We start from the raw sequence: 24,829 nt of genomic DNA, 5'->3' as shown, positions 1-24,829 counted from the left end.
GGCTAGCGGGAAGTTTCGCCGCTAATCTGCACCCGCAGCTCTTCAAGCAGTTCCACGAGACGCGCATAGTGCCCCGATCCCATCGCGGCGCGATAGCGGCCCTCGATGAGGGACTTTATCCGGTCGGCATCGGCGAGCGCCGCCTTGCCCTTGTCCGTATAGCGAATGATGCGCCCCCGCCGGTCTCGAGGGTCCGCCTCGCGCACCACCACGCCGGCGTTCTCCAGCCCGTCGACAAGCTGCTGAACGGCCTGCTTGGACGTTCCCATCCGGTCGATGAGGTCGGTCTGGCGCAGGCCCGATCTGGGGATATGCCCCATGGCCGTGGCGCGCGCATCGGTGAACCACGAATGGCCTGCCCGCTGCATCTCCGCCACGAAGTCCTGCTGCCACAGGCGGCTGAGAGACCACAGACGCCAGCCAAGATGGTCCGGCAATGGGGGATTTTCGTTTTCGTCAAGATTCTTGACCAATTTACCGGCTCCCGATATAGTCAAGGGCATTGTCCAAATACCCTAACATGGAAAATCGGAGGGATATGAAAATGGCAGCGCTCGAAAATGCTGTTCTGGCGAAGATCATGGCCGGGACGACCCATATTCTGAGGCTCGGTGACAAGGAAGCGGCGATCTACTACGAGACCAGCACCATTGCGCACATGCTACTGCCTGACGGGACGGCGCGCAGCGGCGCATGGCGTTTGGAGGATGGCGGCTATTCCGTCGACTGGGAGAATGGGCCCAGCGCACGCTGGTTCCTCGACAATTACGCGACGGGCAGGATCGGCTATGTCGACGAAAAGGGCGAACGGCGCGCTGAGCTTGTGCGCATCGTCTTCGGCAATGCGGAGAGCCTGCCCCGCCGGCCGGGCTGAGCTTCCAGCGCCTCAGATCACACCTTCAACGGCCGCCTTCGCGAGCCTGTCGACCGCGGTAGACAGCTTTTCGTCGACGACTTCGAGATATTCCGTCCAGTCGTCCACGTGCCGCAGTTCCGCCGCCCCGTCGGAGATGCCGCGCAGCGCGACGAGCGGGACACCGAAACGCTGGCAGGCGCGCAGCACGGCGAAGGTCTCCATGTCCACCATGTCGGCGGCGATGGCGTCATAGGCGGCACCGCTGACGATGTTCGCGCCGGTGGACAGGCTTGCCTCCGGAACGCCGGGAACGCGCAGCGGCAGCGGCACGGTCGCCGGCAGGTCGAGAAACGGCGTCGCCCCTTTTTCGAAGCCGAGCGGCGAGGCGTCCATGTCGCGATACGAGACGGAAACGGCCTGATAGACCTCGGTCTGCTCGAGCGTGCGGCTGCCGGCGGAGCCCAGCGAGACGACGAGGCCGGGCAAGCGGCCCTCCCCTTCGAGCCGGGCGAGCGCCGCAGCCACGGCGACGGCGGCCTCGACCGGCCCGACGCCGGTCATCAGCGGCGTGAAGCGCTGCTTCAGATGCGGGCCATATTCGGCCTCGGCGGCCATCACAAACAGGAAGTCCCGGCCGCCGAGCGGCGTGATCGGCACGCTCCCGCTCATCCTTCGATGCCCTGGCGGCCGACCACGGTCATCATGGTGCCGGTCATTGTGGCGATCATCTTGGCTTCGCCCTCCCCGTCATAGGCATAGGCCTGGCCGTCGGCGACGATGATCGTGCGGCCGGGCTTGGTCACCGTGCCGCGGAACAGGAAGCGCTCGCCCCTGCCCGGGGCCAGCAGATTGACCTTGAACTCGATCGTCAGCACCCCGGCGTCGGCCGGCATGAGGGAATAGGCGGCGTAGCCGCAGGCCGAGTCCAGCGCCATGGAGATGGCTCCGGCATGGAGGAAACCGTGCTGCTGGGTGAAGGTCTCGTTATAGGGCATCTCGATCTCGACGACGCCGGGCGTGACCTGGGTCAGGGTCGCGCCAAGGGCGGACATCGCCTTCTGGCGTGCGAAGCTCGCCCGCACGCGGGCCTCGAAGTCGGGTTCGGCAATGGGTCTTGCTGCCATGCTATCGTACCGGTGGCGGGTTGTGGCGCGGTGTTGCCTGCTTATGGCAAATCGCAGATTGCCGGGCAATCAGGCAATTTCGCGCAAGGGCAAAGGACCCCCGTCGCGGGCGTTCCGCCGGATTTCACTCCCGGCGGAATGCCGCGAAATAGAACCCGTCCGTACCGGAAGTGGCCGGCGTCAGCGCAATACCTTTTTCGGCAGCGATAAGCGCCTTGTCGGCATGTTCGGGAAAGCGGTCGCGCCAGACGGCCTCGTGGTCCACGGGCCTGAAGCCCGGCATCCGCCGGACAAACGCGTCGGCCTGTTGGCTGTTCTCCTCAAGGAAGATCGAACATGTCACATAGGTCAGCCTTCCGCCCGGCTTGACGAATTTGGCGGCCGCGTCGAGGATCGCCACCTGCTCGGCCAGCCTCGCCTCCAGTTGCTGCGGGGTGAGCCGCCATTTGGCATCGGGCCTGCGCCGCCAGGTGCCCGAGCCGGTGCAGGGGGCATCGACAAGAACCAGATCCATCTGGCCCTCCAGCGGCGTTAGCGCTGCTTCTTCGGCAACCACCTGGACATTGCGGCAGGCCGCGCGCTTGAGGCGGTCGAAAATGGGGCTGAGCCGCTTGCGGTCGGCATCGAAGGCGTGGATCTGGCCGCGATTTTCCATCGCGGCCGCCATTGCCAGCGTCTTGCCGCCCGCGCCCGCGCAAAAATCCAGCACCTGCATGCCGGGCCGTGCCCCGGCCAGTTCGGCGACGATCTGCGAGCCTTCGTCCTGCACCTCGAACCAGCCCTTCTGGAAGGCCGGCTCGGTCTGCACATTGGGGTGGCGGCCATTGCCTGCAATCGGCGGCACGCGCATGCCGTCGGGCGCGATGGGCGAAGGCTCTGCCCCGGCACGGCGCAGCGCGTTGAGCACCTTGGCGCGCTCCGCCTTCAGGCGGTTTACCCGCATGTCCAGCGGCGGCCGCGCGGCGAGCGCGGCGCACTCGCCGGCCCAGGCCTCGCCGAAGGCGGCCTCCACCATCGGCAGGCACCATTCGGGCACGTTGGCCGCTATGTCGGCCGGCATCGGCTGCGAAAGGCGGGTGGCGGAAACCTCCAACTCGTCGGCATCCAGCAGCGGCGGCGCGAAATTGTCGCCTTCGAGCGCGGCGTTGAGCGCTTCCGGCGTCAGCGCGTTCTCCAGCATTGCGGCGCCCAAGACGATGGCGCGCGGCGTATCCTCGTCGAACAGCCAGGCAGCCGACCGCCGCCGCCGCAGCGCGTCGTAGACGAAATTGCCGATCGCCGCGCGGTCGCCGGCGCCGGCGAACCGATGCGACAGCCCCCAGTCCCGCATGGCGTCCGCCGCGGGCCTGTGTCTGGTTTCGATGTCCTGAATGATTTCGATGGCTGCTGCCAGCCGTCCGCCGAGGCGCATGTGAATACCTGTCGTGTTCGGATGCCCGTCCTGTCGGGTAGCTAGACCGGCAGGCGCGCCGTGGCAAGCGCCGATGGAGCAGACCCATAAGTTTCAATTGCGCTGTGCATCCATGCTGATAGAATTTTCTTATGCTGAGACTGACGATCAGGCAGATGCAATATTTCGAAGGGCTCGCCCAGGCGCTTCATTTCGGGCGCGCGGCGGCGGCGATGGGCGTCACCCAGCCGGCGCTTTCGGCGCAGATCGCGGAGATGGAGTCCCAGCTCGGCTTTCCGCTTTTCGAGCGTGGAGCCGGCAGGGTGCGCCTGACCGAGGAAGCGCTGACGCTGAAGCCGCGCATAGAGCGCATTCTGGCCGAAGTGCAGGATCTGGAATCCTTTGCCCGGCGCGAGCGCAAGGTCCTGGAAGGGCGTTTTCGGCTGGGGATCATTCCCACCATCGCCCCTTACCTGCTGCCGGAATTGCTGCCTCGCCTGAAACAGGGCTTTCCCGGCCTGCAGCTCGAAGTCAGAGAGGCGGTCACCGGCACGCTGATCGAGGAAACCGACAATGGACGGCTCGACGGCATGATAGCCGCCGACCCTATCGTGGAGCCCCGGCTGGCATATCAGAGCCTTTTCGAGGATGCCTTCCATCTGGCGGTTCCCGAGGCCGAGGCGGAGCGCATCGCGCCTCCCGTTGCGCAGGAAAGCATGGCGCTCGAACGGCTGATGCTGCTGGAAGACGGTCACTGCATGCGCGGCCAGGCCTTGGCGGTCTGCGGGATGGTCAAGCCGGTGACGATGGAAAGCTTCGGCGCTACCAGCCTCACGACGCTGCTGCAGATGGTGTCGCACGGAATGGGCGTGACGCTCATTCCGGAGATGGCGCGCAAGACGGCCGCCCTTCTTCCGGGGCTGCGCATCCTGCCTTTCGCCGCGCCCGGCCCTTCACGAACCATCTGTCTCGCCTGGCGCAGAAGCAATCCCCGGCAGGCGGACCTGGCCGCCCTTTGCGGCATCGTGAAGGAAGCCAACCAGGCGATCACATGAGCGGCGTCTACGTCTTATAGAAGCCCGAAGGCCAGGACGAGCCACATCAGGCCCAGCGCCAGAAAGCCGAGACCGAAGGCGGGCTGGCGGTAGCGGATACGGTTCGACGTCACATGGATATAGCTGTGGACGTAGCGCGAAAGGATGAAAATCCAGGCCAGCCCGAGGGTGAGGAACCCGACATTGCCGGTAGCAAACAGCCCGAGGCAGCCGATGTGAAACAAGGTCGGCAGCTCGAATTGGTTGTTGAGATTGTTCCGCACGAAAAGGCTCTCGGACGGCTCGACCTGGTTTTCCCGGAATTGCGAAACCCTGGCGTTGCCGGCGGCGACCGCCCGCTTGCGACGCACGAACATCAGGATGTAGATGCCGAAGACCAGGATGACGTGAAAGATCATCGGCCAAAAGATCGCGCTCGGATTCATATGCGTCATCATCCTCTCATCTCACACCAATCGTCTTGGTCTTTCCGGCATGGGAGCGCAGGGGCCGGCGGCGACGGGTCGCCCAGGCGGCATTTGAAGAAGGACTGACGCCTTTCCCGCCGGCACCGAAAAGGGCTTTCCGGCACATGACCAACCCATGTCAGGCGCCGCCGGGGTAATTCGGGCTTTCGCGGGTGATCGTCACGTCGTGCGGGTGGCTTTCGCGAAGGCCGGCGCCGGAGATGCGCACGAAGGTCGCCTTCTCCTGGAACTCGGGAAGGCTCGCCGCGCCGACATAGCCCATCGCCGCCTTGAGGCCGCCGGTGAGCTGATGGAGGACGCCGGAGGCCGGCCCCTTGTAGGGAACCTGGCCTTCGATGCCTTCCGGCACCAGTTTCAGCGTGTCGCGGACCTCGGCCTGGAAATAGCGGTCGGCGGAGCCGCGCGCCATGGCGCCCACTGAGCCCATGCCGCGATAGGCTTTGAACGAGCGGCCCTGGTAGAGATAGACTTCACCTGGGCTTTCGTCGGTGCCGGCGAGCAGCGAGCCCACCATGGCCGCGGTTGCGCCGGCGGCCAGCGCCTTGGCAAGATCGCCCGAATATTTGATGCCGCCGTCGGCGATGACGGAAATGCCCTCCTTGTGCGCGGCTTCCGCCGCCGCCATGATCGCGGCAAGCTGCGGCACGCCGACGCCCGCCACCACGCGCGTGGTGCAGATCGAGCCCGGCCCGATGCCGATCTTGACGCCGTCCGCGCCCGCATCGATGAGCGCCTTCGTTCCATCGCCCGTCGCCACATTGCCGGCAATGATGCGCACTGCGTTGGAGAGCTTCTTGGCGCGGGCGACCGCGTCCAGCACGCGCTGGGAGTGGCCGTGCGCGGTGTCGATCACCAGAAGGTCCACGCCGGCCTCGATCAGGCGCTCGGCCCGCTCGAAGCCGTCGTCGCCGACGCTGGTGGCGGCGGCGACGCGCAGCCTGCCTTGAGCGTCCTTGGCGGCGTGCGGATTGAGCTGCGACTTCTCGATGTCCTTGACGGTGATGAGGCCGACACAGTTGCCTGCGTCGTCGACGACAAGCAGTTTCTCGATGCGGTTCTGATGCAGCAGCCGCTTCGCCTCGTCCTGGCTCACCCCTTCCTTCACCGTGATCAGGTTTTGATGCGTCATCAACTCCCTGACCGGCTGGGAGGGATCGGACGCGAACCGCACATCACGGTTGGTGAGGATGCCGACGAGCCGGCCGGTCGTGTGGCCGCCCGATCCGCCGTTCTCGACAACCGGGATGCCCGATATGCGGTGGCCATCCATCAGCGCATGGGCATCGGCGAGCGTGGCTTCCGGGCCGATGGTGACCGGATTGACCACCATGCCGGACTCGAATTTCTTGACCTGGCGCACCTCCTCGGCCTGCTCGGCGGGCGAAAGATTGCGGTGGATAACGCCGATGCCGCCGGCCTGGGCCATGGCAATCGCCAGCCGGGCCTCGGTGACCGTATCCATGGCGGCCGACAATATGGGAATGTTGAGATCGATGTCGCCGGCGATCCGGGTTCGCACATCGGCCTGACCCGGCATCACTTCCGAATGGCCCGGCTGCAGCAGGACGTCGTCGAAGGTAAGCGCTTCTGCGCCGGTTGCGGATTGTATGATCTTCGCCATGGCCGACCCTTGAAAAATGGTGGAAGGCAGCATCCCCTTCCCTATGTGCGGAACGGGCCTGCTTCGCAATGATTCCCTTTCAGGATTGGCGCTGGCTGGTACCACGTCGGCGGGGCAATGAAAAGCCTCGCCTTTCCTCCATGGCGGGGCCAGCACCAAAGAACTCTTGCCTCTGCCACTCGCCCGCACATATCCAACCGTGATAGCAAGCGGCGCATTCGTCGGACGCCACCGAAAGAATACGAGACATTGAACCGGACCCTTCCGCTGATACTGGCCGTCGCCCTTTTCATGGAGCAGATGGATTCGACGGTCATAGCCACGTCCCTGCCGGCGATAGCCAGGGACATCGGCACCAATCCCGTCACGCTGAAGCTTGCGCTGACCACCTATCTGGTCGCGCTCGCCATCTTCATACCGGTCAGCGGCTGGATGGCGGACCGGTTCGGCGCCAAGCGCGTGTTCCGCATCGCCATCGGCGTCTTCGTGCTGGGCTCCATCGCCTGTGCGGTCTCCAACTCGCTTCTGGCCTTCGTGCTCGCCCGCTTCCTGCAGGGCATGGGCGGAGCGATGATGACGCCCGTCGCCCGCCTCGTATTGGTGCGGGCCACGCCCAAGGACAAGCTGGTCTCGGCCATGGCCTGGCTGACGGTGCCGGCGCTCATCGGTCCCATCGCCGGGCCGCCGCTGGGCGGCTTCATCACCACCTATTTCTCCTGGCACTGGATATTCCTGATCAACGTGCCGATCGGCCTTGCCGGCATCGCCCTGTCGGGCCGCGTCCTGCCGGAGTTCGAGGGCGAGGAGCGCGCCAGGCTCGACTGGACGGGCTTTGCCCTTTCGGGCCTGGCGGCTTCGGGCATCGTGTTCGGGCTTTCGGTCATCAGCCTGCCCGCCCTGCCGCCGGCGGTGGGCGTTATGACGGTCATCGTCGGTCTGGTCTCCGCGTGGCTCTACCATCGGCACGCACGCGTCTGCCCGCGACCGATCCTCGACCTCAGCCTGTTCGCGAACCATGCCTTCCGCGCGGCAATCGTGGGCGCCTCGCTTTTCCGGGTGGGCGTGGGCGCCGTCCCCTTCCTGCTTCCGCTGATGTTCCAGCTCATCTTCGGGCTCACGCCTTTTCAGTCCGGCCTGCTGACCTTCGCCTCGGCGCTGGGCGCGATCGCCATGAAATTCATCGCCAGCACCACCTTGCGGGCGGTGGGGTTCAGGCTGGTGCTGATCGTCTCGGCGCTGATGGGCGGCGGCCTGATCGCGGTCAACGCGCTCTTCAGGCCCGATACGCCGCACCTGGTCATCATTGCGGTTCTCGTTGCCGCCGGCTTCCTGCGCTCGCTCTTCTTCACATCGGCCAATGCCCTCGTCTTCGCCGAGATCGGCGACCGGGAGGCCAGCCAGGCCGCGACAATCTCCGCCGCCATGCAGCAGATCAGCATCGCGATGGGCGTTGCCGTGGGCGGCGGCGTGCTGGAGGTCAGCAGCTATCTTTCCGGGGATGCGCTCGGGACCGACGCCTTCGTCAACGCCTTCGTGGTCGTGGGGCTGATCACGCTGCTGGCCGCGGTTCCCTATTTCTCGCTGCCGCCGGACACCGGCAACGCGGTCTCAGGCCACCGCCGGGCAGGACTGGCGGCGCCGGCCGGCAAGGCGCAGGCGGCCGAATAGCAAGGCATGGCTTGATATCAGCGAAAGACCACGTCCGAGACCGGACTGGGCTCACACTGTCCCGTGCGCTCGAAATACTTTTGCAGCACCAGCAGCGAGATCAGTTCCTCACGTTCGGCATCGGCGAAAAGCGCCACATGGGCATTGGCATTGGCGATGATTTCCAACGCTTCCCCCGGATGACGCTCGAAATGGTCGACCTTCTCCGCAAGGTCGCTCAGATCCTCGCGCAGTTCGACATAATGGCGGCCGGCAATCAGCGCGCCTTCCATGAACCATGTCTCGTAGCGGGGGCGCGGCATGAGGCACAGCGCGTTCGACGCCAGTATCCATTTGAGGTTCGTCGCAACGTCGTGACCTTCAAGGGAAACGACATAGCGGCTTTCAAGCTGCTGCGCGATGGTCAGGTGCTGTTTCGGCCCGATGTCCTCGAAGCGCTCGCCGACATGGCCGATGTCGAACCGGCCGTCCGCCGCATAGAGCCTTACCAGCCGTCTTCGCGCGTCGTTGTTGAGGGCGCCGCGCCACACGGCCCGGGGCGCCTTTTGCCCGAACGCAAGCGTGTCGCGCGGCCAGCGAAAATGGCGCAACCTGTCCAGCTTCATCAGAACGGCGTTTTCGTTGGGAGCCGCGATGGGCCTGCTCTTCACGACGGCGGGAACGGGCGGCACCGTCGTGACGTCGCCGAACTCATAGGCCAGGCGCAGCGCTTGGTCGAAGGCGAGGGTGAACTGCCTCAGATCGAAGTAGTAGTAGCTTTTTCTGCGCGAGATCCGGCTGAGACTGGGCGCATCCGCGATGGAGACCGCCCCCGAAAGCTTATTGTAGTAGTTGACCCGCTCGATGATGCCGGTATCGGCCCCGCCGCTTGCCAGCTCCGCAAAACGGCTGTGCCGCCTCGCCCTCCAGTAGGCGCGGGGCAGCATCTCGCGGCCCAGGGCACCCGCGTAATAGGCCACCCGCCGCGCCGGGCTTTGCAGGCGCTGCCACATCGTCATACTCTCCGCTGAAGCACCGGATCAGCTCACCGTTTCAAACAAGCGCCAGGCTGATCCAAGATCCGATGTTACGCAACTCCGGACGGAAAACCGGTGTTTGCTCTTCAGGATCATGCTTCTTCCCCATCGCCCGTGCCGGAGGCACCGTCTCCGGACCTGCCCTTGAATCCTTTCGCCAGAAGGTAGAGTTCGACCGATTCGCCGCGCGAGGCCGGCGGCTTGACGTGATGCACCGATTTGAAGCAGCGCTTGAGCTGATCGAGAAGCGCGGTCTCGGCGCCGCCCTGGAAGGCTTTCGCCAGGAAATGCCCGCCGGGCTTCAGAACCGAGATGGCAAAGTCCGCAGCGGTCTCGCAAAGATGCATGGTGCGGATGTGATCGGTCCGGCGGTGGCCGGTGGTCGGCGCGGCCATGTCGGACAAGACCACGTCCGGCGGGCCTCCCAGCACCTCCAACAGGCGGGCGGGCGCCTCGTCGTCGAGGAAATCCATCTGGAGAACCGCCGCCCCCGGCACCGGATCCATCTCCAGATAGTCGATGCCGACAACGCTCGGCCGGGCGGGGTCGGACTTCACGCGCTCGGCGGCGACCTGGCACCAGCCGCCGGGCGCGGCGCCCAGATCGATCACTTTCATGCCGGGCGCCAGCAGATGATGCTTGTCGTCGATCTCCGACAGCTTGTAGGCCGCCCGCGACCGCATGCCTTCGGCCTGGGCCCGGTGCACATAGGGGTCGTTGAGATGCCGCTCCAGCCAGCGGCGGGAGGAGTTCTTCAGGCCGCGCTTCTTCTTCACGCGGGTCTTCAGCGCGCGGGCGCCCGAGCCGGGCCTGGCGTCCTTCTTCATGACTGCTGCCGCTTGCCGCGGCGCCACACGCCGTCGCGCGCCATCATCTCGTTGAGCATGCCTTCACGCAGGCCGCGGTCGGCCACGCGCAGGCGCTCGGAGGGCCAATGGCGACGGATCGCCTCCAGGATCGCGCAGCCGGCAAGCACCAGGTCCGCACGCTCCTCGCCAATGCAGGGATTGGCCCTGCGCTGATCGAAATCCCAGGAAAGCAGCGTCGCGATCATGCTGTCGACATGCTCGCGCTCCATCCACAGCCCGTCCACCCGGCGGCGGTCGTAGCGGGCCAGCCCCAGATGAACGCCGGCGAGCGTGGTCACCGTGCCGGACGTGCCCAGGAGGTGGAAACGCTTTCCCGCGGCCAGATGCGCGAGCTGCCCGCGCCCGTCGAAGCGCTCCAGCATTTCGGTCACCGCGACGATCATCGCCTCGAAGCTGTCGGGCGTGACATGGCGGCCGCCGAAGCGCTCGGCCAGCGAGACCACGCCGACCGGAAGCGACGTCCAGGAAACGATATGGTCGGCCAGACGGGGCGTGCGATGACGCGACAGATCTATGAGCGCGATCTCCGACGAGCCGCCGCCGATATCGAACAGCACGAGGCCGTCGGTTTCGCGCGTGACCAGCGAGCTGCAGCCCGAAACGGCCAGCCGCGCTTCCGTTTTCCGGTCGATGATCTCGAGCTCGAGGCCCGTTTCGCGGCGGACCCGCTCGATGAAGAACTCGCCGTTCTCGGCCGCGCGGCACGCTTCCGTCGCGATCATCCGCAGGCCGTCGAGCTGCCGGCCTTCCAGCTTGGAGGCGCAGACGCCAAGCGCCTCCACGGCCCTGTCCATGGCGGCATCCGACAAGCGGCCGGAGCCCGAAAGCCCCTCGCCCAGCCGCACGATGCGCGAAAACGCGTCGACGACGCGAAACCGCCCCGGCCGGCCCGGCGTGGCAACCAGCAGCCGGCAATTGTTGGTGCCAAGGTCGAGCGCCGCGTAGAGCGCCTCGCCATCCCGGTCGGCGGACAGGCGGGCGGCGTAGTTTTGCCGGCGACGGCTGCTCGCCTCGTCCTGCTGCCGGATCGCCGGAGGCGCATCGGGGACCGCTGCTTCGCGTGCCGCCGCGTCGCGCACGAAAAACCGCCGCCCGCGCTTTCTGCGGCGTTTGCGCTTGCGCGGGGGAGCCGCATCTGCAGCGTCTGCCCCGCTTCCGCCGGCCGTTTCGATCGCCGCGCCCGTCGCCCTGTCTGCCGCTCCACCCCGCCGGGCGCCGTCTGGAGGCGCTGCGCCGATCGGGGCCGGAGCACCATCATTGACAAGCTCCGCGACCGGTGGCGCGTCACATTCCTCGTGGTCGTCCACCGCTTTTCCTTCCGTGTCGCGGGCGCCGCCAAAGGCGCACCTGCCGACACTTCATCTCGCTCGTTATGACGAGATTAGCAGCGACGGGCCCGATGACCAAGAGCGGCGAGCAGAAATACCCGCCCATTCCCGTCCGCACAGCAATGTCAAGGCGACGGGGTTGAAGCCAAAGGCGGGGTTGACTATTTTGCCTGCATCGATAAATACCAAGCCATCCCGCGCCGCAGCCCCGCTGCGGCATGCGGATCTGCTGGGGAATAGGTTAACGGTAGACCCACGGACTCTGACTCCGTTAGTCCTGGTTCGAATCCAGGTTCCCCAGCCATCGTCTGTTTCAATATTAATCACAATAACTTAAGCGATCCGCGGAAATTGCAACCGGAACAGTTTTCCGGCGCATGGAAGTGGAACAGTAACGGCCGGAGTTCCACAAGCCCCTGCCCCTTACCGGGGCACGGCTTTTGATGAAGCGTAGATTCAAATCTCCGTGAGAGAACTTGAATTTCCTCCCCTCTCAGTGGAGTGCGCCCCTGAGGGTGGACACTGATCAGGCTGCTGTTTTGCCAGTCTGCCGGATGTGTTGATCCTCGAACTGCTGCGGGCTGAGATATCCCAGCGCCGAATGGAGCCTGCGCTTGTTGTAGACCTCCTCAATGAAGTGGGGAAGGTATTCTGCGACCTCCTCGAAGTTTTCGAAGGCCATGGGATAGACCGCCTCGATCTTCAACGTCTTCATGAAGCTTTCGGCCTTGGCGTTGTCATAGGGATTGCCCCGGCGCCCCATTGAGCCGATCAGGCCATTGCGGCTCAGCGTCTCACGGTAGAGAGCGGCCGCATATTGCCCACCGCGGTCGGAATGATGGATCAAGCCCGACATCGGCTTTCGGCGCTGGATAGCTGCAGTCAGGGCTGTGATCGTGAGGCGCGCGTCGATCGAGCGGCCGATGGCGTAGCCGACGATCAAACGCGACCAGGCGTCGAGAATGATGGCGACGTAAGTGAAGCGGCCCGGCACAGCCACATAGGTTATGTCGGAGACCCAAAGCTGGTTTGGGCCGGTCGACACAAAGTCCTTTGCCAGGTTGGGGAAGATTGGGCCGTCGTGATCGCTATCGGTAGTGACAACGAAGCGCCGCCGGAGCTTGGGCTGCAGATCATGCTCGCGCATCAGGCGCCGGATTTTCTTGTGGTTCACGACAAGGCCCTGTTGCCGCAGGGCGGCGCCGACACGACGGTAGCCGTAGAATTCGAACTCGTCGCAGATCGCGAACATCGCCTCCACGATCGCAGTGTCGTCGGCCTGTTTCTGGGGGTGGTCATAGTAAGTCGAGCGCGCAATCCCCATCAGCCGGCATCCTTCGGCGACGGAGAGGCCACCGGGCCGGTGATGACGGATGTAGTCGCGTTTTTCGGCCGCTGTGCGTTTTCAGAGCCCCCTTTAGGAACTCCAGCTCGAGAGCCTGCTTGCCGACGAGCCGTTCAAGGGCCGCGATCCGGGCCTCGTATTCCTGAATCAGATCTACGGCCTCAACATCCTCGTCAAAGGCGCCTTCCTCATGCTTGCGGATCCAGATGCGGATCAGGTTGCGCGCGATGTCGTAACGCCTCGCCAGGCCGTGAAGTGACTCGCCGGAGAAATACTCCTGCACGATTTGGCGCTTGAACTGGATGCTGTGATTGCGGTGCCTTGCCATGGGTCTTCTCTCCGAAAACCCGACAGGCTGGTCAATCCTTCAGTCCGATCTGTCCACCCTCAGGGGCGCACTCCACACATGGGCAACCTGAAGTCAGAACCGCCAATCGGTCGACTCGCTCTTTCGACCTAGGACAACCTGTTGAAGTTCCACATCTGGCGTAGGATTTAGCACACTCCCAAAACCGCCATATGGCATGGATTTTGCCCCGACGCCTCTTTGAGATGGTCTGATCACATCGGCAGGGAAAATCGTGCCCGACAATGACACACGCGGCCGCTCTTCAGGCGCAGATCTGCCCCGGAATGAGCCACCGGCAATCCTGGTGACGGGCGGCGCCGGGTTCATCGGCTCGCATCTGGTCGATGCGCTGCTCTCCCGGCATCCTCGCTCCACGGTCACCGTTCTGGACGCCTTCACCTATGCCGCCGATCCGCTCCATCTGGCGCAAGCTGGATCGACGGGAAGGCTGACCATCGTCAGAGGTTCTGTCGAAGACCGCAGCCTGCTCGGCCGGCTGATGAAGCCCGGCGCGCTCGTCTTTCACCTGGCGGCGGAAAGCCATGTGCCTCGGTCCTTCCGCGATCCGGGCCTCTTCGACCGCGTCAACCGCCAGGGCACGCGCAATGTGCTCGATGCAGCGTTGCATGCGGGCGTCGACCGGGTCATTCACTTCAGCACCGACGAAGTCTATGGCAGCCGCCTGTCAGCCGCAGACGAGGCAGCGCCCTTTGCGCCCTCCAGCCCCTATGCCCGTTCCAAGGTTGCGGCAGAGGGGGAAGCGGAGGCCATGCGCCGGCAGGGGCTCGATGTCACCATTTTGCGCCCCAGCAATGTGATAGGCCCGCGCCAGCATCGCGAGAAGCTGCTGCCATGCTTCATCGCCAAGGCGATGGCAGGAGCGCCATTCCCGGTGGAGGGCGACGGGCGCCAGCAGCGGACCTTCCTTGCCGTTTCCGATCTGGTGGCAGCGGTCGGACTGGTGCTGGAAAGGGGCGCGCGCAACGGCACCTACAATGTCGCCGGCGCGGAGAGTTTTGATGTGAGGCAGGTGGCGCAGATCGTGGCGGATGTCATAGGCAGTCCTTGCAGCCTGACCCATGTCGCCGACCGACCAGCCAATGACCTTGCCTATATGCTCGATGGTGCACGCCTGGCCGGGCTCGGCTTTCAGCCGCGCAAGGGCTTTCGCCAATCCGTGCGGGAGACAGCCAACGCCATGGCACGGTTCCGGCTCGGCCACGTGCCGCCTCTGTCGCCCGCATATGAGCTGAGGCCGACCGCCCGCGTCGCCTGAAAGACTGGAGCCGTTCATGAATGCGATTGTCAAAGCTGTTCCGGCAAGCCGCCGACTGCCTTTCCATGTCCCACATCGCTCCAGCCGGCAGGCCGCTTATGTCGGCCACGTGCTGTCTTCCGGCAGCTTGCGCCCCGGCGGGGCCTTTTCCCGCGAGGCTGAAGCGTGGCTGGTGCAACACACCGGCGCCGAACAGGCCATCCTCACCCATTCCTGCACGGGGGCCATGGAGATGGCCGCCCTGGCGCTCGGGCTCGGCCCCGGCGACGAGGTGATCGTTCCCACATTCACCTTCTGCGCCACCGCCACCGCATTCGAGCGGGCCGGCGCGCGGATCGTTTTCTGCGACATCGATCCGGCCACGATGATGATCGATCCCGAAGATCTCGAACGCCGCATCACCCGCCGGACCAGGGCGATCGTGGCGGTCCATTACGGCGGCGCATCGGCGGATATGGAAGCAATATGCGCCATCGCACGAAGGCACGGCGTTCATGTCATCGAAGATGCGGCGCAGGCGTTCGGATCGACACGCGGCGGACGGGCACCAGGCACGTTCAGCACCTTCGGCGCATTCTCATTCCACGAGACCAAGGTGGTCTCCTGCGGCCAGGGCGGCGCGCTGATCGTCAATGCCGGCGATCCGGCACTGCTGGAGCGGGTCGCAATGATCGTGGAGCGCGGCACCGATCATGCGCGTGTCAGGTCTGGCGAGAAGGCATTCTACGAGTGGACAAGCCCAGGGTCGAGCTTCCAACCGGGGGAGTTCGAGGCGGCGATCCTGATGGCCGAGTTCGAAGCCCTGGAGGAAAACCTCGCCCACAGGAGGCGTATCGCAACATGGATGATCGAGCGTCTCGAACGAATGGCCCTGCCCTTCGCCATCCTACGGACCGATGCGGCGACAAGGTCCAACTTCCATTTCATTGCCGCGCTGGCGCGGAACGAAGCCACCGCGGCAAGCCTGATGGCGCATTTGCAGAGCAACGGCATCGACTGCCGCCAGCACTACGTGCCGTTGCACCTGTCCCCCGCGCGCGGGAGATGGGCTATGGTCCACGCACGCTACCCGGTGCCGAACAAGCCTGGCGGCGTCTCCTGCGGCTGCCGGTTCACACGGGCATGCGGGAGGAGGATGTGGAACACTGCCTTGCGGTGATAGGTGAACCGACCGAACTATGGCCCTCCGAGAATCTGGTCGTCAGCTGAATGGCCGCTTGTCGGGGACCGGCCCGGTGTTGGTCCGCTGTCGGCCCCTTTCGCGAACAACGGTCCAAGAGCGGGTCTATGAACGGATGCGCTGTGGACTCTTCGCCGCCGGGAACCTTTCGCGTCGATCTCCATCCAATCAGTTAGCGCCCTCGCAGTTCGGTGCGCCCAATCTGATCCCTTGCAGTAATACGGGGTCCCCGGTCAGGCAAAAGCCGCAACAGCTTGGGTCTGGACATGAAACATAAAAGGGCTAGCATGAAGATTCATGGACATGCTCGCACGCATACTCGCTATCGGCCTGCTCGCGGTGTTCGCGGCCGGCACAATCGTGTATGGGGCAAGCGCGACGAGCATGTCGGTGGCAATGCCGCATGATGCGATGGCCGGCGGAGATATGGGCAACTGCGATGGCTGTCCGCCGGGAGGCGACGGCAAGGTGCCGTTGTGCAGCCAGCCTTGCCTGGTGCCTTTCGCAGCACTTCCGGTTGCGGTTGGCGTTGAGCTTCCGATCGTGGCGGCCGAAACAGCGACTGCCCCACTAAAAAAGATGGCCGGCCACACCGGCCCGCCAGATCCCTTCCCGCCTCGAACCGTCAGCTCTAGCTGACGGCCGCCGGGCCCGCCCGCTGCCGACCTCGACGATCGTTGGCGGTCTTGCGCCAGCGACCGCAGTTCCGCATGAGGCGTCTTCTCGACATCGCATGCGAATATCGGCTGACTTTCAGGATGATTGATCCATGTCCAGATTTCCTATGCCGGCGCTGACGCGTCGAGCCTTTGTCGCATCGGCGGCCGCAGGGGCGGCGAGTGTAATGTTGCCTTTGCTCCAACAGCCTGGGGCCAATGCCGCGGCGGTGCGCGAGGTCCGGCTGAGGGCTGCGCCCGGTAGGGTGCCGCTTGTGCCGGAACCATATGGCGTAACGCCGGCGTGGTGCTACAACGGGGCTGTTCCCGGCCCGGAAATACGCGTCCGCCAGGGCGATCGTCTGCGGGTGGAGGTGGAGAACGGCCTTGCAGAAGAAACGACCGTGCATTGGCATGGCGTGCGCGTGCCGAACGCAATGGACGGCGTGCCGCATCTGACCCAGGCGCCGATCGGAGTGGGCGAGCGCTTCGTCTATGAGTTCGACGCGGTCGACGCCGGCACGTTCTGGTATCACCCGCACCAGCGCAGCTTTGAGCAGGTCGGGCGTGGGCTTTATGGGCCGCTGATCATCGAGGAGCATGAACCGGTGCGCGTCGATCGGGACGTGATTTGGGTGCTCGACGACTGGCGGCTGACCAAGTCGGCGCAGATCAGCGACGATTTCGGCAACATGCACGACGTTCATCACAATGGCCGCGTCGGCAATACGGTCACCATCAATGGCCGCACGCCGGACAGCTTTGCCGTCAGCAAGGGCGAACGCATCCGCCTGCGGCTCGTCAACGCCGCCAATGCCCGCATCTTTGGCCTCGACTTTGCAGGCCACAAGCCGATCGTCGTCGCGCTGGACGGCCAGCCGGTCACGCCGCACGCGCCGGACGGCGGACAGGTGGTGCTGGGGCCGGCCATGCGCGCCGACCTGATCGTCGACATGACGGGTGAGCCGGGAAGCCGGGCTTCGGTCGTCGACCGGTTCTATGAGGGGCTGGAATACCGGCTTGTCGATCTCGCCTATGCCAATGCACCGCTCCGGGAGCGCGCGCCCGACTGGCCGATAACTCTTCCAGACAATCCGCTGCCGGAGCCGGAGCTCGAAAACGCGTCCCGCAACGAGGTCGTCTTCAATGGCGGCATGATGGGCGAAATGATCGCCGCCGAGATGGGCGCGAAAATAGGGCCAGGCGCGCCGGGAGGCATGATGGGCGGCATGCATTCGATGATGAGCTCTAGCAGCGCCTGGTTCATCAATGGCGTCGCCGCCGATGCAGGCAGTCACGTGATGAAGCCTATGCTGACGCTCGCACGGGACAAGAGCCATGTCATCGCCATGACGAATGCGACGGCGTGGCATCACCCGATGCATCTGCACGGCCACTCGTTCCGGGTGATTTCCCGCAACGGCCAACCCACTCCGCACCGCGAATGTCAGGACACGGTGCTGGTTTCGCCACGCGAGAAGGTCGAGATCGCCTTTGTCGCCGACAATCCCGGCGACTGGATGTTCCACTGCCACGTTCTCGAACACCAGGCGGGCGGCATGATGGGCATCATTCGCGTCGCGTGAACAGCCGAAATCCGAAAGGAAAACCCAAATGCGCAATATCTTGAAGACCCTTGTCCTGGCGGCCCTGCTCTCGAGCGCCGGTCCGGCACTGGCGGGCGATAGGGACGTCACACTCTACAAGAACCCGCAATGCGGATGCTGCGAAGGCTATGCCGATTACCTCAGGGAAAACGGCTTTGCGGTTGAGGTGAAGCCGACGCACGAGCTCTCCGCCATGAGCCGCGAGGCCGGCCTTCCCGACGACGTCCAGGGCTGCCATCTCTCCTTCATCGACGGTTACGTCGTGAGCGGCCACGTGCCTGTGGGAACGGTCAACAGGCTTCTGACCGAACGCCCCGACATCAAGGGCGTGACGCTGCCCGGCATGCCCATGGGTTCGCCCGGCATGGGCGGTGCGAAGGAAGGCCCGTTCGAGGTGCTGGAAATTAACAGATCCGGCGGTGTCGGCGGCGTCTACGCCACGGAATAGGAACGGTCCGATGATGGAGGGCATGAACGGAATGATGATGTTCGGCATGGGCCTGGCGTGGCTGCTTGTCGTCATCGTGCTCATCCTCGCGGCTGCCGCATTGATCAAATATTTGTTCTTCAGCGGCAGATGAGAAGGAGGCTGTTCTCTTGTCGATTTTCGGCGTCGCCGCGGCTGGCCTGGGATTGGCATTGACATGGCCTTGGCGCGCATGCCGGGCGGGCGCAGTGAAGTGGTCTGCCCGCATCCGCAGCAAACGCTCAAACACTGCGGGTGGTTCTCTAGGTTGAGAACTTCACGCTCACACCGCGCTGCCGAAAATAGGCCTGCATCATCTTGCGTCCCGAACGGTTGTTTTGTGCCAGCCTGGTCGGATCGAAGACGGCTTCTTTGGCGCCCTCCCGGGCCAGTGCTCGCTTGAGGGTCGCTATATGTTCGTCGATGTCGGCATTGTCCGATTGCAGCGATGCGTAAATGTTGTCGATTGCTTCGGTCACGGTCGGCTCGCTCAAGGTTTGCACTCCTTCGCCTATTAAATTGACCGGCTACCATAAATTGGCGGTTGGACCTACCGCGCGGAAAGAGCGCGGCCTGTTTTGATGAAGTGCAAGCCCGCAACTGTCCTCCACTAAAGCCTGCAACGCGAGGCGTGCACGCTTCGGCTACCCGGGCGTCTTGGCGATCAAGCGCCAAACGCGCCATTAATCGTACGCATCGCTCCTGCCATGAAGCCGGCCTCAGGGCCCGCAAGCCAAGCCACTTGGGATTTCCTGCAAAGCTTCCGGCCGCGATTGTCGGGCCGGCACCACAACTCGCCGTCCTGGCGCAAAAATGATATGGGAGGCGGGTGATCTGGGTGTCAGACGCGGAGGCGGCCGTGGCGGAGAAGCGAAGAGGAAAAGGCGCGGGACGACGGGACAAGGGCCTGGAGGAAGCGTTGCGCCGGCATGTTCGGACCAAGGGCGCCGACTATCTGAAGGACGCAAACATCACCTCCGTGGGCATCGGCTTGAAAAATGGCACCGGCCCCGTCTGCCTACAGTTCACCGTGGCCGAGAAGGGCGAGTTCGCTATCGAGAGCCTGGGGAGCTGGCGCATTCCCGATACGATCGAGGTGGAGGGGCGGCAGGTGCCGACCGACGTGATCGAGCGCGACTACCGGCCTTCCTTCGAGGTGGTCGAGCCCGAGACGCTGGGCGAGCGGCGCATGCGTGCAGACCCCATGCGTCCCGGCATCAGTGCCGCCCATGTGGAGGAGACGGCGGGCACGATCGGCCTCATCGTCTTCGACCGGGCGACGGGCGCGCCCTCCATCCTTTCCAACTGGCACGTGCTGCACGGAAACCGCGGCGCGATCGGCGACCCGATCGTCCAGCCCGGCCCGTTCGACGACAACAATCTCGCAGGCAATTTCTGCGGCGAGCTTCTGCGCAGCCACCTGGGTGCGGCCGGCGATTGCGCGCTCGCCCGCATTCGCACACGCGGCTACGACCGCAGCGTCCTCGAACTCAACGTGGTGCCGAAGAGGCTTGCGCGGGTCGCGCTCGGTGATCGGGTGGTGAAATCCGGCAGGACGACGGGCATTACATACGGCATCGTTCGCCGCGTCGACGTGATGGCCAGGCTCAATTACGGCCCACCCGCGGGCGTGCGGGTGATCGGCTGCTTCGAGATCGGCGTGGACCCCGAGCGCATGCGGGAAGATGGCGAAATCAGCATGGGCGGGGATTCAGGTGCCGCCTGGCTCATTTCTCGGGATGGCGCGGCGACCGACCTTTTCGCCGGGCTGCATTTTGCCGGCGAAGTGGAATCGAGCGCGGACGAGCACGCGCTCGCCTGCTACGCCCTGTCGGTGCAGAAGAAGCTCGATTTCGTTCTGGAGCCGCCGCCCGAGCAGCTTCTGCCGGACGACCGGATCGAGACGGCGGTGCCGCGCGCCGGCTACGACCCGGACTTCCTGGGACTCCGTGTGCCCATGCCCGGCCTGTCGCTGTCGCTCAAGCGGGATGCGGTAAATTTCGGCCGCGCGCAGACCATCCCCTACACCCACTTCTCGGTCTGTCTGAGCGCGCGCCGGCGGATGGCGCGCTTCGTGGCGTGGAACGTGGACGGCGCGCGCCGGGTCATCCTGCCCCGCCGCGCCTTCAAGCTCGATCCGCGCATCGAGCCGGCGCACCAACTCGGTGAGGAGCTTTACGCCGGAAACAGGCTCGACCGCGGCCACATCGCCCGGCGGGCCGATCTGTGCTGGGGGCCGGTGGCCGAGGCCGACCAGGCCAACCGCGACTCGTCTTTCTTCACCAACATCGCACCCCAGCACGAACGCTTTAACCAGTCGAGCAGAAGGGGACTTTGGGGCGAATTGGAAAACCTGGCGCTCGAGCAGGCGGACGCGCTGGACATCCGGATCTCTGTCTTCGGCGGACCCATCTTCGCCGACGACGACACCAGATATCGCGACGCGCTCCTTCCGCGCAGCTTCTGGAAACTCATCGCCTACAGGAGCAGCGACGGCGCCTTACGCGTTTCCGCCTTCGTGCTCTCCCAGGCCGACCTCCTGCACGATCTCGAAAGGCTCGAACTCGACCCGTTCCGCATCTTCCAGGTCACGCTGTCGGATCTTTCCACGCGCACGATGCTGGATTTCTCCGCGCTGGAACCTGCCGATGTCATGGCGCATCCGGAAATGGCGACGAGCCCGGCGGAGACCGAAGCCCTGCGTGATCCGCGCCTGCGGATTGCCGAGATCCTTTCGCCGGCGGATCTGCGGTTCTGAGCCTCCCGCCCGATGCCTTGGCGCCTGAATGGATGGCAGCATTGACCGCCCGCGCCCTCGACCGGTACCGCCGTTCTTGCGACAATGGCTTCTCCGCATCGTCTTGGAATCGTCCGAAATGCTCGGAAAAGCATCCGTAACTGTCTGATACTGCATACCGCCTATTCTTCCAATTCGGGCGGAAAGCGCTTTAGAATCAGCGGCAGTTTGCGGAGCCTTGACTTCGTCAGCCCTGGATCGCGCCCAGGTTCACCAGCCATTCCCTTCACGCCGCAACAAGAATTACGGCATCTGCCACTGAACCCTGGTTCGGATTTTCGGGCCGGTCCCGCAGCGGGCCGGCTCAGGTGGCGGCGCGCTTTGCCTCGGTTTGCGTCCAGAGCCGCTCGACTTCGCCGGCCGGCAGCGGCATGGACAGCAGGAAGCCCTGGAGCTCGTCGCAGCCGATGCTCCTCAGGAAATCGCTCTGCGGGCCGGTCTCGACACCCTCGGCCGTGGTTTTCAGCCCGATGGCGCGTGCCAGATCCACGATCGCCTGGACGATGGCCTCGTCGCCATTGGCCTTGCCGAAGCCGGCGACGAAACTCCGGTCGATCTTGATCCGATCGACCGTGAAATCGTGAAGCCTGCTGAGCGAGGAAAACCCGGTGCCGAAATCATCCAGGGAGAACCGGACGCCGAGGTCCCGCACGGCCGCAATGTTGCGCTCGCAGGCGCCGTGGCTGTCCGAGAGCGCGCTTTCGGTGACCTCGAGCTCCAGCTTCTTCGGGTTCATGCCCGTCGAGAGCAGCGTGTTGGCGACGCGAACCGCAAAGGCCGGGTTGTAGAGCTCGAAGGCCGACACGTTGACGGCGACCGTATCGACCGGCCAGTCGCGCGCGGTCGTGCAGGCCTCATGCAAAACCCATTCGCCGAGCTTCTCGATCAGGCCCGACTCTTCGGCCACGGGAATGAAAACGCTGGGCGGTATCCATCCGCGCTCGGGATGCCGCCATCGCACAAGGGCCTCGACGCCGGCAATGCGAAAATCGCCGGCGGCAAAGAGCGGCTGGTAATGGACGGACAACTGGCCCGGCGTCTCGAGCGCCTTGCGCAGATCCCGCTCGATGTCCCGCCGGGCATTGATGTCGCTGTCCATCTCGTCGGCGTAGATCGCGAACTCGCTCCTGCCCAGCCGCTTGGCGTGGTACATGGCGACGTCCGCCCGCCGCATCAGTTCGACCGGGTCGAGCCCGTCCTGCGGCGCGAGCGCGACGCCGACGCTCACTCCGACGAATACCTGGGTGCTGGACAGATCGAAGGGATGCCGCGCCGTCTCGATGAGCCGCTGGCAGAACTCCTCCACCCCGTCCGGCGAGGACACGCCGGGAAGGAGAATGAGAAACTCGTCGCCGCCGATGCGCGCAACGGTGTCCGTCTCGCGGGTGAGGCGGCGCAGGCGGTCGGCGAACTCCCTCAGGAGTTCATCGCCGGCGGGGTGGCCGAACGTGTCGTTGACTTCCTTGAACCGGTCGAGGTCGAGGTAAAGAACGGCGACGCTCTCGCCAGGCCCGCGGACCGGTTGCAGCGCACGCTTGAGACGCCCGTCGAACTGCGCGCGGTTGGGCAATCCGGTGAGCATGTCGTGGTGGGCAAGATGGCGTACGGTGGCCTCGCTCTGGCTGAGCTTCAGCGACCTCTTGCGCAGCAGGGAGACAAAGCCGCCGAGCGCGGCCATGGTGATCAGGAACAGCGCAAGGACCGCAGGGGCGACCTTGGACAGGACGGCGGCACCCGGCCGGTAAGGCTGCCAGATGAAATAGCCGATCGTGTCGCCAAGGGAGGATATGAGCGGCGCCGATGCCTCGTTCGCGGCGGCATCGTCCTGCCACGCGAATCTGAGCCCGTCCAGGAGGTAGTCGCGCTTGAGCTCGGTGATGAAATCCTCATCGAGGTACCGGACCGCCACATGCACGTATTCTTCGCCCGGCTGCTGCTCGATGTCTCCGCTGTCGGAGACGATGGGCTTGACGCTGACCACGGCCGGCCGGCCCGACACGATAGCCAGATCGGCGACGCCGGGCGACAGTATCTTGTCCGTCAATCCCTCGTCACCGCCGGCAAGCATGCGCTCGCGCAAGGCGTCGACGAGGGGAGCCGTCGTCGGCCTCAAAAGCTCATAGGCCGAGGTTCCTTCGGCCGTGACCCCCTCCGAAAAGGCGAAGATCGCCCTGTCGCGGGGATCCAGGACATAGGCGCCGTCGTGTCCGAAATAGGTGTTCATCCACGAGCCGAGGTTGAGGTCGATCCATTCGGGCGTGTTTCCCCCGCGAACCGCGACGACGGCATCATCCCACACCGTGACGCTTTCCTGGTCATGCGCGATCCGGGACTGCAACTGCGAGACGACGAACTGGACAAGCCGGTGCTGGCGGTCGATCGAGGCATGATCCGCCTCGCGCGTGGCCCAATACAGGAGCGACGCGGCCAGCGCCGTCACGGCGATGGCGAGCAGGAAAATGGGAACGACGGTCCTCAGGAGAAACAGACGGCGACTGGGTTCGCTGAAAAGGCTATGCATATGTCCGGTTCACAACAATTCAGAACCGACGCTGACAGCGATAGGTTAAGGAAGCATAACTTGTAAAGGTACGGAGCATCGCGCGCCGGCGCCAGACCGCCACCTGCATGGAGAAGATGCGATCGATGACAATCTCCAGATTCCTGCTTGCCGTAGTCCTGGTTGCCGTGGCTGGCTCCCTTTTGTGGGCGTCCCAGCCATTCGTGGACCGCGCTGCAAAAGGTGCCACTCCGGCTCCCCTGCCCGCCACGGAAGCCGCGCTGCCTGCAGCGGTGCGGGATCGCTTGGCCGAATTCATCGAAAACGAAGCCGCAGGAACCGATGCATTCATCGCCCTCAAGGACGGCCGGATCGTGTTCGAATACGGCCCGACAGACGTTCCCACCAACCTCCATTCCGTCCGCAAAAGCGTTCTCAGCGTCTTGTTCGGGATCGCACAGGAAAAGGGCTTGGTCGACCTCGGCGCGTCGTTGGCGGAGCTTGGTATAGATGAACCTGCAACGCCCCTGACCGAAACCGAAAAGTCGGCAACAGTCGAAATGCTGCTTCAAGCGCGCTCGGGGGTCTATCTGGCCTCAGGTGCGGAGCACCAGGCAATGAAGGACGGGCGCCCCGGCCGAGGCCAGTTTGCGCCCGGAGAACACTATTACTACAACAACTGGGATTTCAATGTCCTCGGAGCCATCTTCGAGCAGGAAACGGGCCTGTCTATCGGCGAAGCGCTCGACCAATGGCTTGCACGGCCGCTCGGCATGGACGATTTCCATCCGTCCCATGTCATCTATGACCGGGACAGCACGGCCACCAGCTACCGCACCTACCGCATTCACATGAGCGCGCGGGATCTCGCGCGGATCGGGCTTCTCATTCAGCGGAAGGGTGTGTGGGGCGGCGTGCAGATCGTGCCGGTCAGCTGGATCGAACTGTCCACAAGCCCTGTATCGGAAGCGCCTACACGGGCCTATGACGGGTACGGCTATCTCTGGTGGCTCAACTCCGAGCGCGACGTCATCGCCGGCGATGGTTGGGGCGGGCAATATCTTCATATCGACCGGAACGGCCCTTATGTTCTGGTCAACCGGCAGGATACGGGCAATTCACGTCTGGGCTATCTGAAATTTGTCTATCCGTCCCATGCCGATGATCCTCTCGACATGTACAAGATGCACGACATCCTGTCGGCGAATGACTGAAACAGCGGCAGTCCGAGGAACTATCGTCTCAGCCGTTCGCCATTT

General features: G+C 64.5%; 24 protein-coding genes and 1 tRNA gene. 12 read left to right on the top strand and 13 right to left on the bottom strand.

All coding sequences use genetic code 11. The features are described from left to right. Window positions 1-2: 2 nt before the first annotated feature. Window positions 3-473, bottom strand: coding sequence for a MarR family winged helix-turn-helix transcriptional regulator (locus tag NTH_RS15585; protein WP_338530870.1), 471 nt, complete (start codon window positions 471-473; stop codon window positions 3-5). A 71-nt stretch (window positions 474-544) separates the two neighbouring features. Here NTH_RS15585 and NTH_RS15580 point away from each other — a divergent pair, with 71 nt between their 5' ends. After that, on the top strand, window positions 545-874 hold the full coding sequence (locus NTH_RS15580) for a hypothetical protein (protein ID WP_338530869.1): 330 nt from the start codon (window positions 545-547) through the stop codon (window positions 872-874). Between the two features lie 12 nt (window positions 875-886). Here NTH_RS15580 and NTH_RS15575 read toward each other — a convergent pair whose 3' ends face one another. The 3 genes from NTH_RS15575 to NTH_RS15565 form a co-directional block, all read right to left on the bottom strand. Beyond that, complete coding sequence (locus tag NTH_RS15575) at window positions 887-1,525, bottom strand: 5'-methylthioadenosine/S-adenosylhomocysteine nucleosidase (protein WP_338530868.1); 639 nt, start codon at window positions 1,523-1,525, stop codon at window positions 887-889. Then, window positions 1,522-1,980 (bottom strand): PaaI family thioesterase, encoded by a 459-nt coding sequence (locus tag NTH_RS15570; protein WP_265520006.1) that lies wholly within the window; start codon window positions 1,978-1,980, stop codon window positions 1,522-1,524. The genes NTH_RS15575 and NTH_RS15570 overlap by 4 nt, the downstream gene beginning before the upstream one ends. Before the next feature lie 124 nt (window positions 1,981-2,104). Further along, complete coding sequence (locus tag NTH_RS15565) at window positions 2,105-3,391, bottom strand: RsmB/NOP family class I SAM-dependent RNA methyltransferase (protein WP_338530867.1); 1,287 nt, start codon at window positions 3,389-3,391, stop codon at window positions 2,105-2,107. A gap of 131 nt (window positions 3,392-3,522) precedes the next feature. Here NTH_RS15565 and NTH_RS15560 point away from each other — a divergent pair, with 131 nt between their 5' ends. Next, window positions 3,523-4,425 carry a hydrogen peroxide-inducible genes activator gene (locus NTH_RS15560; RefSeq protein ID WP_338530866.1) on the top strand — a complete coding sequence of 301 codons (903 nt, stop codon included), beginning with the start codon at window positions 3,523-3,525 and terminating at the stop codon, window positions 4,423-4,425. A gap of 14 nt (window positions 4,426-4,439) precedes the next feature. Here the strand turns inward: NTH_RS15560 and NTH_RS15555 are convergent, their stop codons facing one another. After that, the gene (locus NTH_RS15555; RefSeq protein ID WP_338531933.1) at window positions 4,440-4,850 is read right to left on the bottom strand and encodes an MAPEG family protein; all 411 of its coding nucleotides are present in this window, start codon (window positions 4,848-4,850) and stop codon (window positions 4,440-4,442) included. A gap of 160 nt (window positions 4,851-5,010) precedes the next feature. Beyond that, window positions 5,011-6,513 carry an IMP dehydrogenase gene (gene guaB / locus NTH_RS15550; protein WP_338530865.1) on the bottom strand — a complete coding sequence of 501 codons (1,503 nt, stop codon included), beginning with the start codon at window positions 6,511-6,513 and terminating at the stop codon, window positions 5,011-5,013. Between the two features lie 249 nt (window positions 6,514-6,762). Here guaB and NTH_RS15545 point away from each other — a divergent pair, with 249 nt between their 5' ends. After that, the gene (locus NTH_RS15545; RefSeq protein ID WP_338530864.1) at window positions 6,763-8,181 is read left to right on the top strand and encodes an MFS transporter; all 1,419 of its coding nucleotides are present in this window, start codon (window positions 6,763-6,765) and stop codon (window positions 8,179-8,181) included. Window positions 8,182-8,198: 17 nt separating this feature from the next. Here NTH_RS15545 and NTH_RS15540 read toward each other — a convergent pair whose 3' ends face one another. The 3 genes from NTH_RS15540 to NTH_RS15530 all read right to left on the bottom strand — a co-directional run bounded on the left by NTH_RS15540 (window position 8,199) and on the right by NTH_RS15530 (window position 11,373). Beyond that, window positions 8,199-9,173 (bottom strand): glycosyl transferase family 90, encoded by a 975-nt coding sequence (locus NTH_RS15540; protein WP_338530863.1) that lies wholly within the window; start codon window positions 9,171-9,173, stop codon window positions 8,199-8,201. Between the two features lie 116 nt (window positions 9,174-9,289). Continuing rightward, entirely contained in the window at window positions 9,290-10,024 is a 735-nt protein-coding gene (locus NTH_RS15535) for an RlmE family RNA methyltransferase (RefSeq protein WP_338530862.1), read from the bottom strand. Next, a complete protein-coding gene (locus tag NTH_RS15530) occupies window positions 10,021-11,373 on the bottom strand; it encodes a Ppx/GppA phosphatase family protein (protein ID WP_422392404.1) in 1,353 nt (450 codons plus the stop codon). The genes NTH_RS15535 and NTH_RS15530 overlap by 4 nt, the downstream gene beginning before the upstream one ends. A 251-nt stretch (window positions 11,374-11,624) precedes the next feature. Between NTH_RS15530 and NTH_RS15525 the strand changes: the two genes are divergently transcribed. Continuing rightward, window positions 11,625-11,698, top strand: a tRNA-Gln gene (locus NTH_RS15525). A gap of 222 nt (window positions 11,699-11,920) precedes the next feature. Here the strand turns inward: NTH_RS15525 and NTH_RS15520 are convergent. Together NTH_RS15520 and NTH_RS15515 are read right to left on the bottom strand one after the other, a co-directional pair. Then, entirely contained in the window at window positions 11,921-12,769 is an 849-nt protein-coding gene (locus NTH_RS15520) for an IS3 family transposase (protein ID WP_338531847.1), read from the bottom strand. After that, window positions 12,690-13,067: a transposase gene (locus NTH_RS15515; protein ID WP_338530861.1), complete on the bottom strand. Its 378-nt coding sequence runs from the start codon at window positions 13,065-13,067 to the stop codon at window positions 12,690-12,692. The genes NTH_RS15520 and NTH_RS15515 overlap by 80 nt, the downstream gene beginning before the upstream one ends. A 253-nt stretch (window positions 13,068-13,320) precedes the next feature. On the opposite strand from NTH_RS15515, the gene NTH_RS15510 reads away from it, so the two are divergent. The 6 genes from NTH_RS15510 (at window position 13,321) to NTH_RS15485 (ending at window position 18,388) form a co-directional block, all read left to right on the top strand. Further along, complete coding sequence (locus NTH_RS15510; protein ID WP_338530860.1) at window positions 13,321-14,364, top strand: NAD-dependent epimerase/dehydratase family protein; 1,044 nt, start codon at window positions 13,321-13,323, stop codon at window positions 14,362-14,364. Window positions 14,365-14,380: 16 nt separating this feature from the next. Then, complete coding sequence (locus NTH_RS15505) at window positions 14,381-15,523, top strand: aminotransferase class V-fold PLP-dependent enzyme (protein ID WP_338530859.1); 1,143 nt, start codon at window positions 14,381-14,383, stop codon at window positions 15,521-15,523. Between the two features lie 318 nt (window positions 15,524-15,841). Next, complete coding sequence (locus NTH_RS15500) at window positions 15,842-16,183, top strand: hypothetical protein (protein ID WP_338530858.1); 342 nt, start codon at window positions 15,842-15,844, stop codon at window positions 16,181-16,183. A 130-nt stretch (window positions 16,184-16,313) separates the two neighbouring features. Further along, entirely contained in the window at window positions 16,314-17,786 is a 1,473-nt protein-coding gene (locus NTH_RS15495; protein WP_338530857.1) for a multicopper oxidase family protein, read from the top strand. 28 nt (window positions 17,787-17,814) lie between these two features. Beyond that, window positions 17,815-18,255: a DUF411 domain-containing protein gene (locus tag NTH_RS15490; protein WP_338530856.1), complete on the top strand. Its 441-nt coding sequence runs from the start codon at window positions 17,815-17,817 to the stop codon at window positions 18,253-18,255. Between the two features lie 10 nt (window positions 18,256-18,265). Continuing rightward, window positions 18,266-18,388: a hypothetical protein gene (locus tag NTH_RS15485; protein WP_338530855.1), complete on the top strand. Its 123-nt coding sequence runs from the start codon at window positions 18,266-18,268 to the stop codon at window positions 18,386-18,388. Window positions 18,389-18,536: 148 nt separating this feature from the next. Here NTH_RS15485 and NTH_RS15480 read toward each other — a convergent pair whose 3' ends face one another. Beyond that, window positions 18,537-18,767: a hypothetical protein gene (locus NTH_RS15480; RefSeq protein WP_338530854.1), complete on the bottom strand. Its 231-nt coding sequence runs from the start codon at window positions 18,765-18,767 to the stop codon at window positions 18,537-18,539. 365 nt (window positions 18,768-19,132) lie between these two features. Here NTH_RS15480 and NTH_RS15475 point away from each other — a divergent pair, with 365 nt between their 5' ends. Next, on the top strand, window positions 19,133-21,031 hold the full coding sequence (locus tag NTH_RS15475) for a DNA/RNA non-specific endonuclease (protein ID WP_338530853.1): 1,899 nt from the start codon (window positions 19,133-19,135) through the stop codon (window positions 21,029-21,031). A 343-nt stretch (window positions 21,032-21,374) separates the two neighbouring features. On the opposite strand, the gene NTH_RS15470 is transcribed toward NTH_RS15475, so the two are convergent. Next, entirely contained in the window at window positions 21,375-23,591 is a 2,217-nt protein-coding gene (locus NTH_RS15470; RefSeq protein ID WP_338530852.1) for a putative bifunctional diguanylate cyclase/phosphodiesterase, read from the bottom strand. 125 nt (window positions 23,592-23,716) lie between these two features. Between NTH_RS15470 and NTH_RS15465 the strand changes: the two genes are divergently transcribed. After that, window positions 23,717-24,784: a serine hydrolase domain-containing protein gene (locus NTH_RS15465; RefSeq protein WP_338530851.1), complete on the top strand. Its 1,068-nt coding sequence runs from the start codon at window positions 23,717-23,719 to the stop codon at window positions 24,782-24,784. Window positions 24,785-24,829: the final 45 nt, after the last annotated feature.

The organism is Nitratireductor thuwali (assembly GCF_036621415.1).
In the GTDB taxonomy this organism is placed as follows: Bacteria; Pseudomonadota; Alphaproteobacteria; order Rhizobiales; family Rhizobiaceae; genus Chelativorans; species Chelativorans thuwali.
The sequence above is the reverse complement of the archived record's forward strand: the minus strand, read 5'-3'. Positions and strand labels throughout refer to the sequence as shown.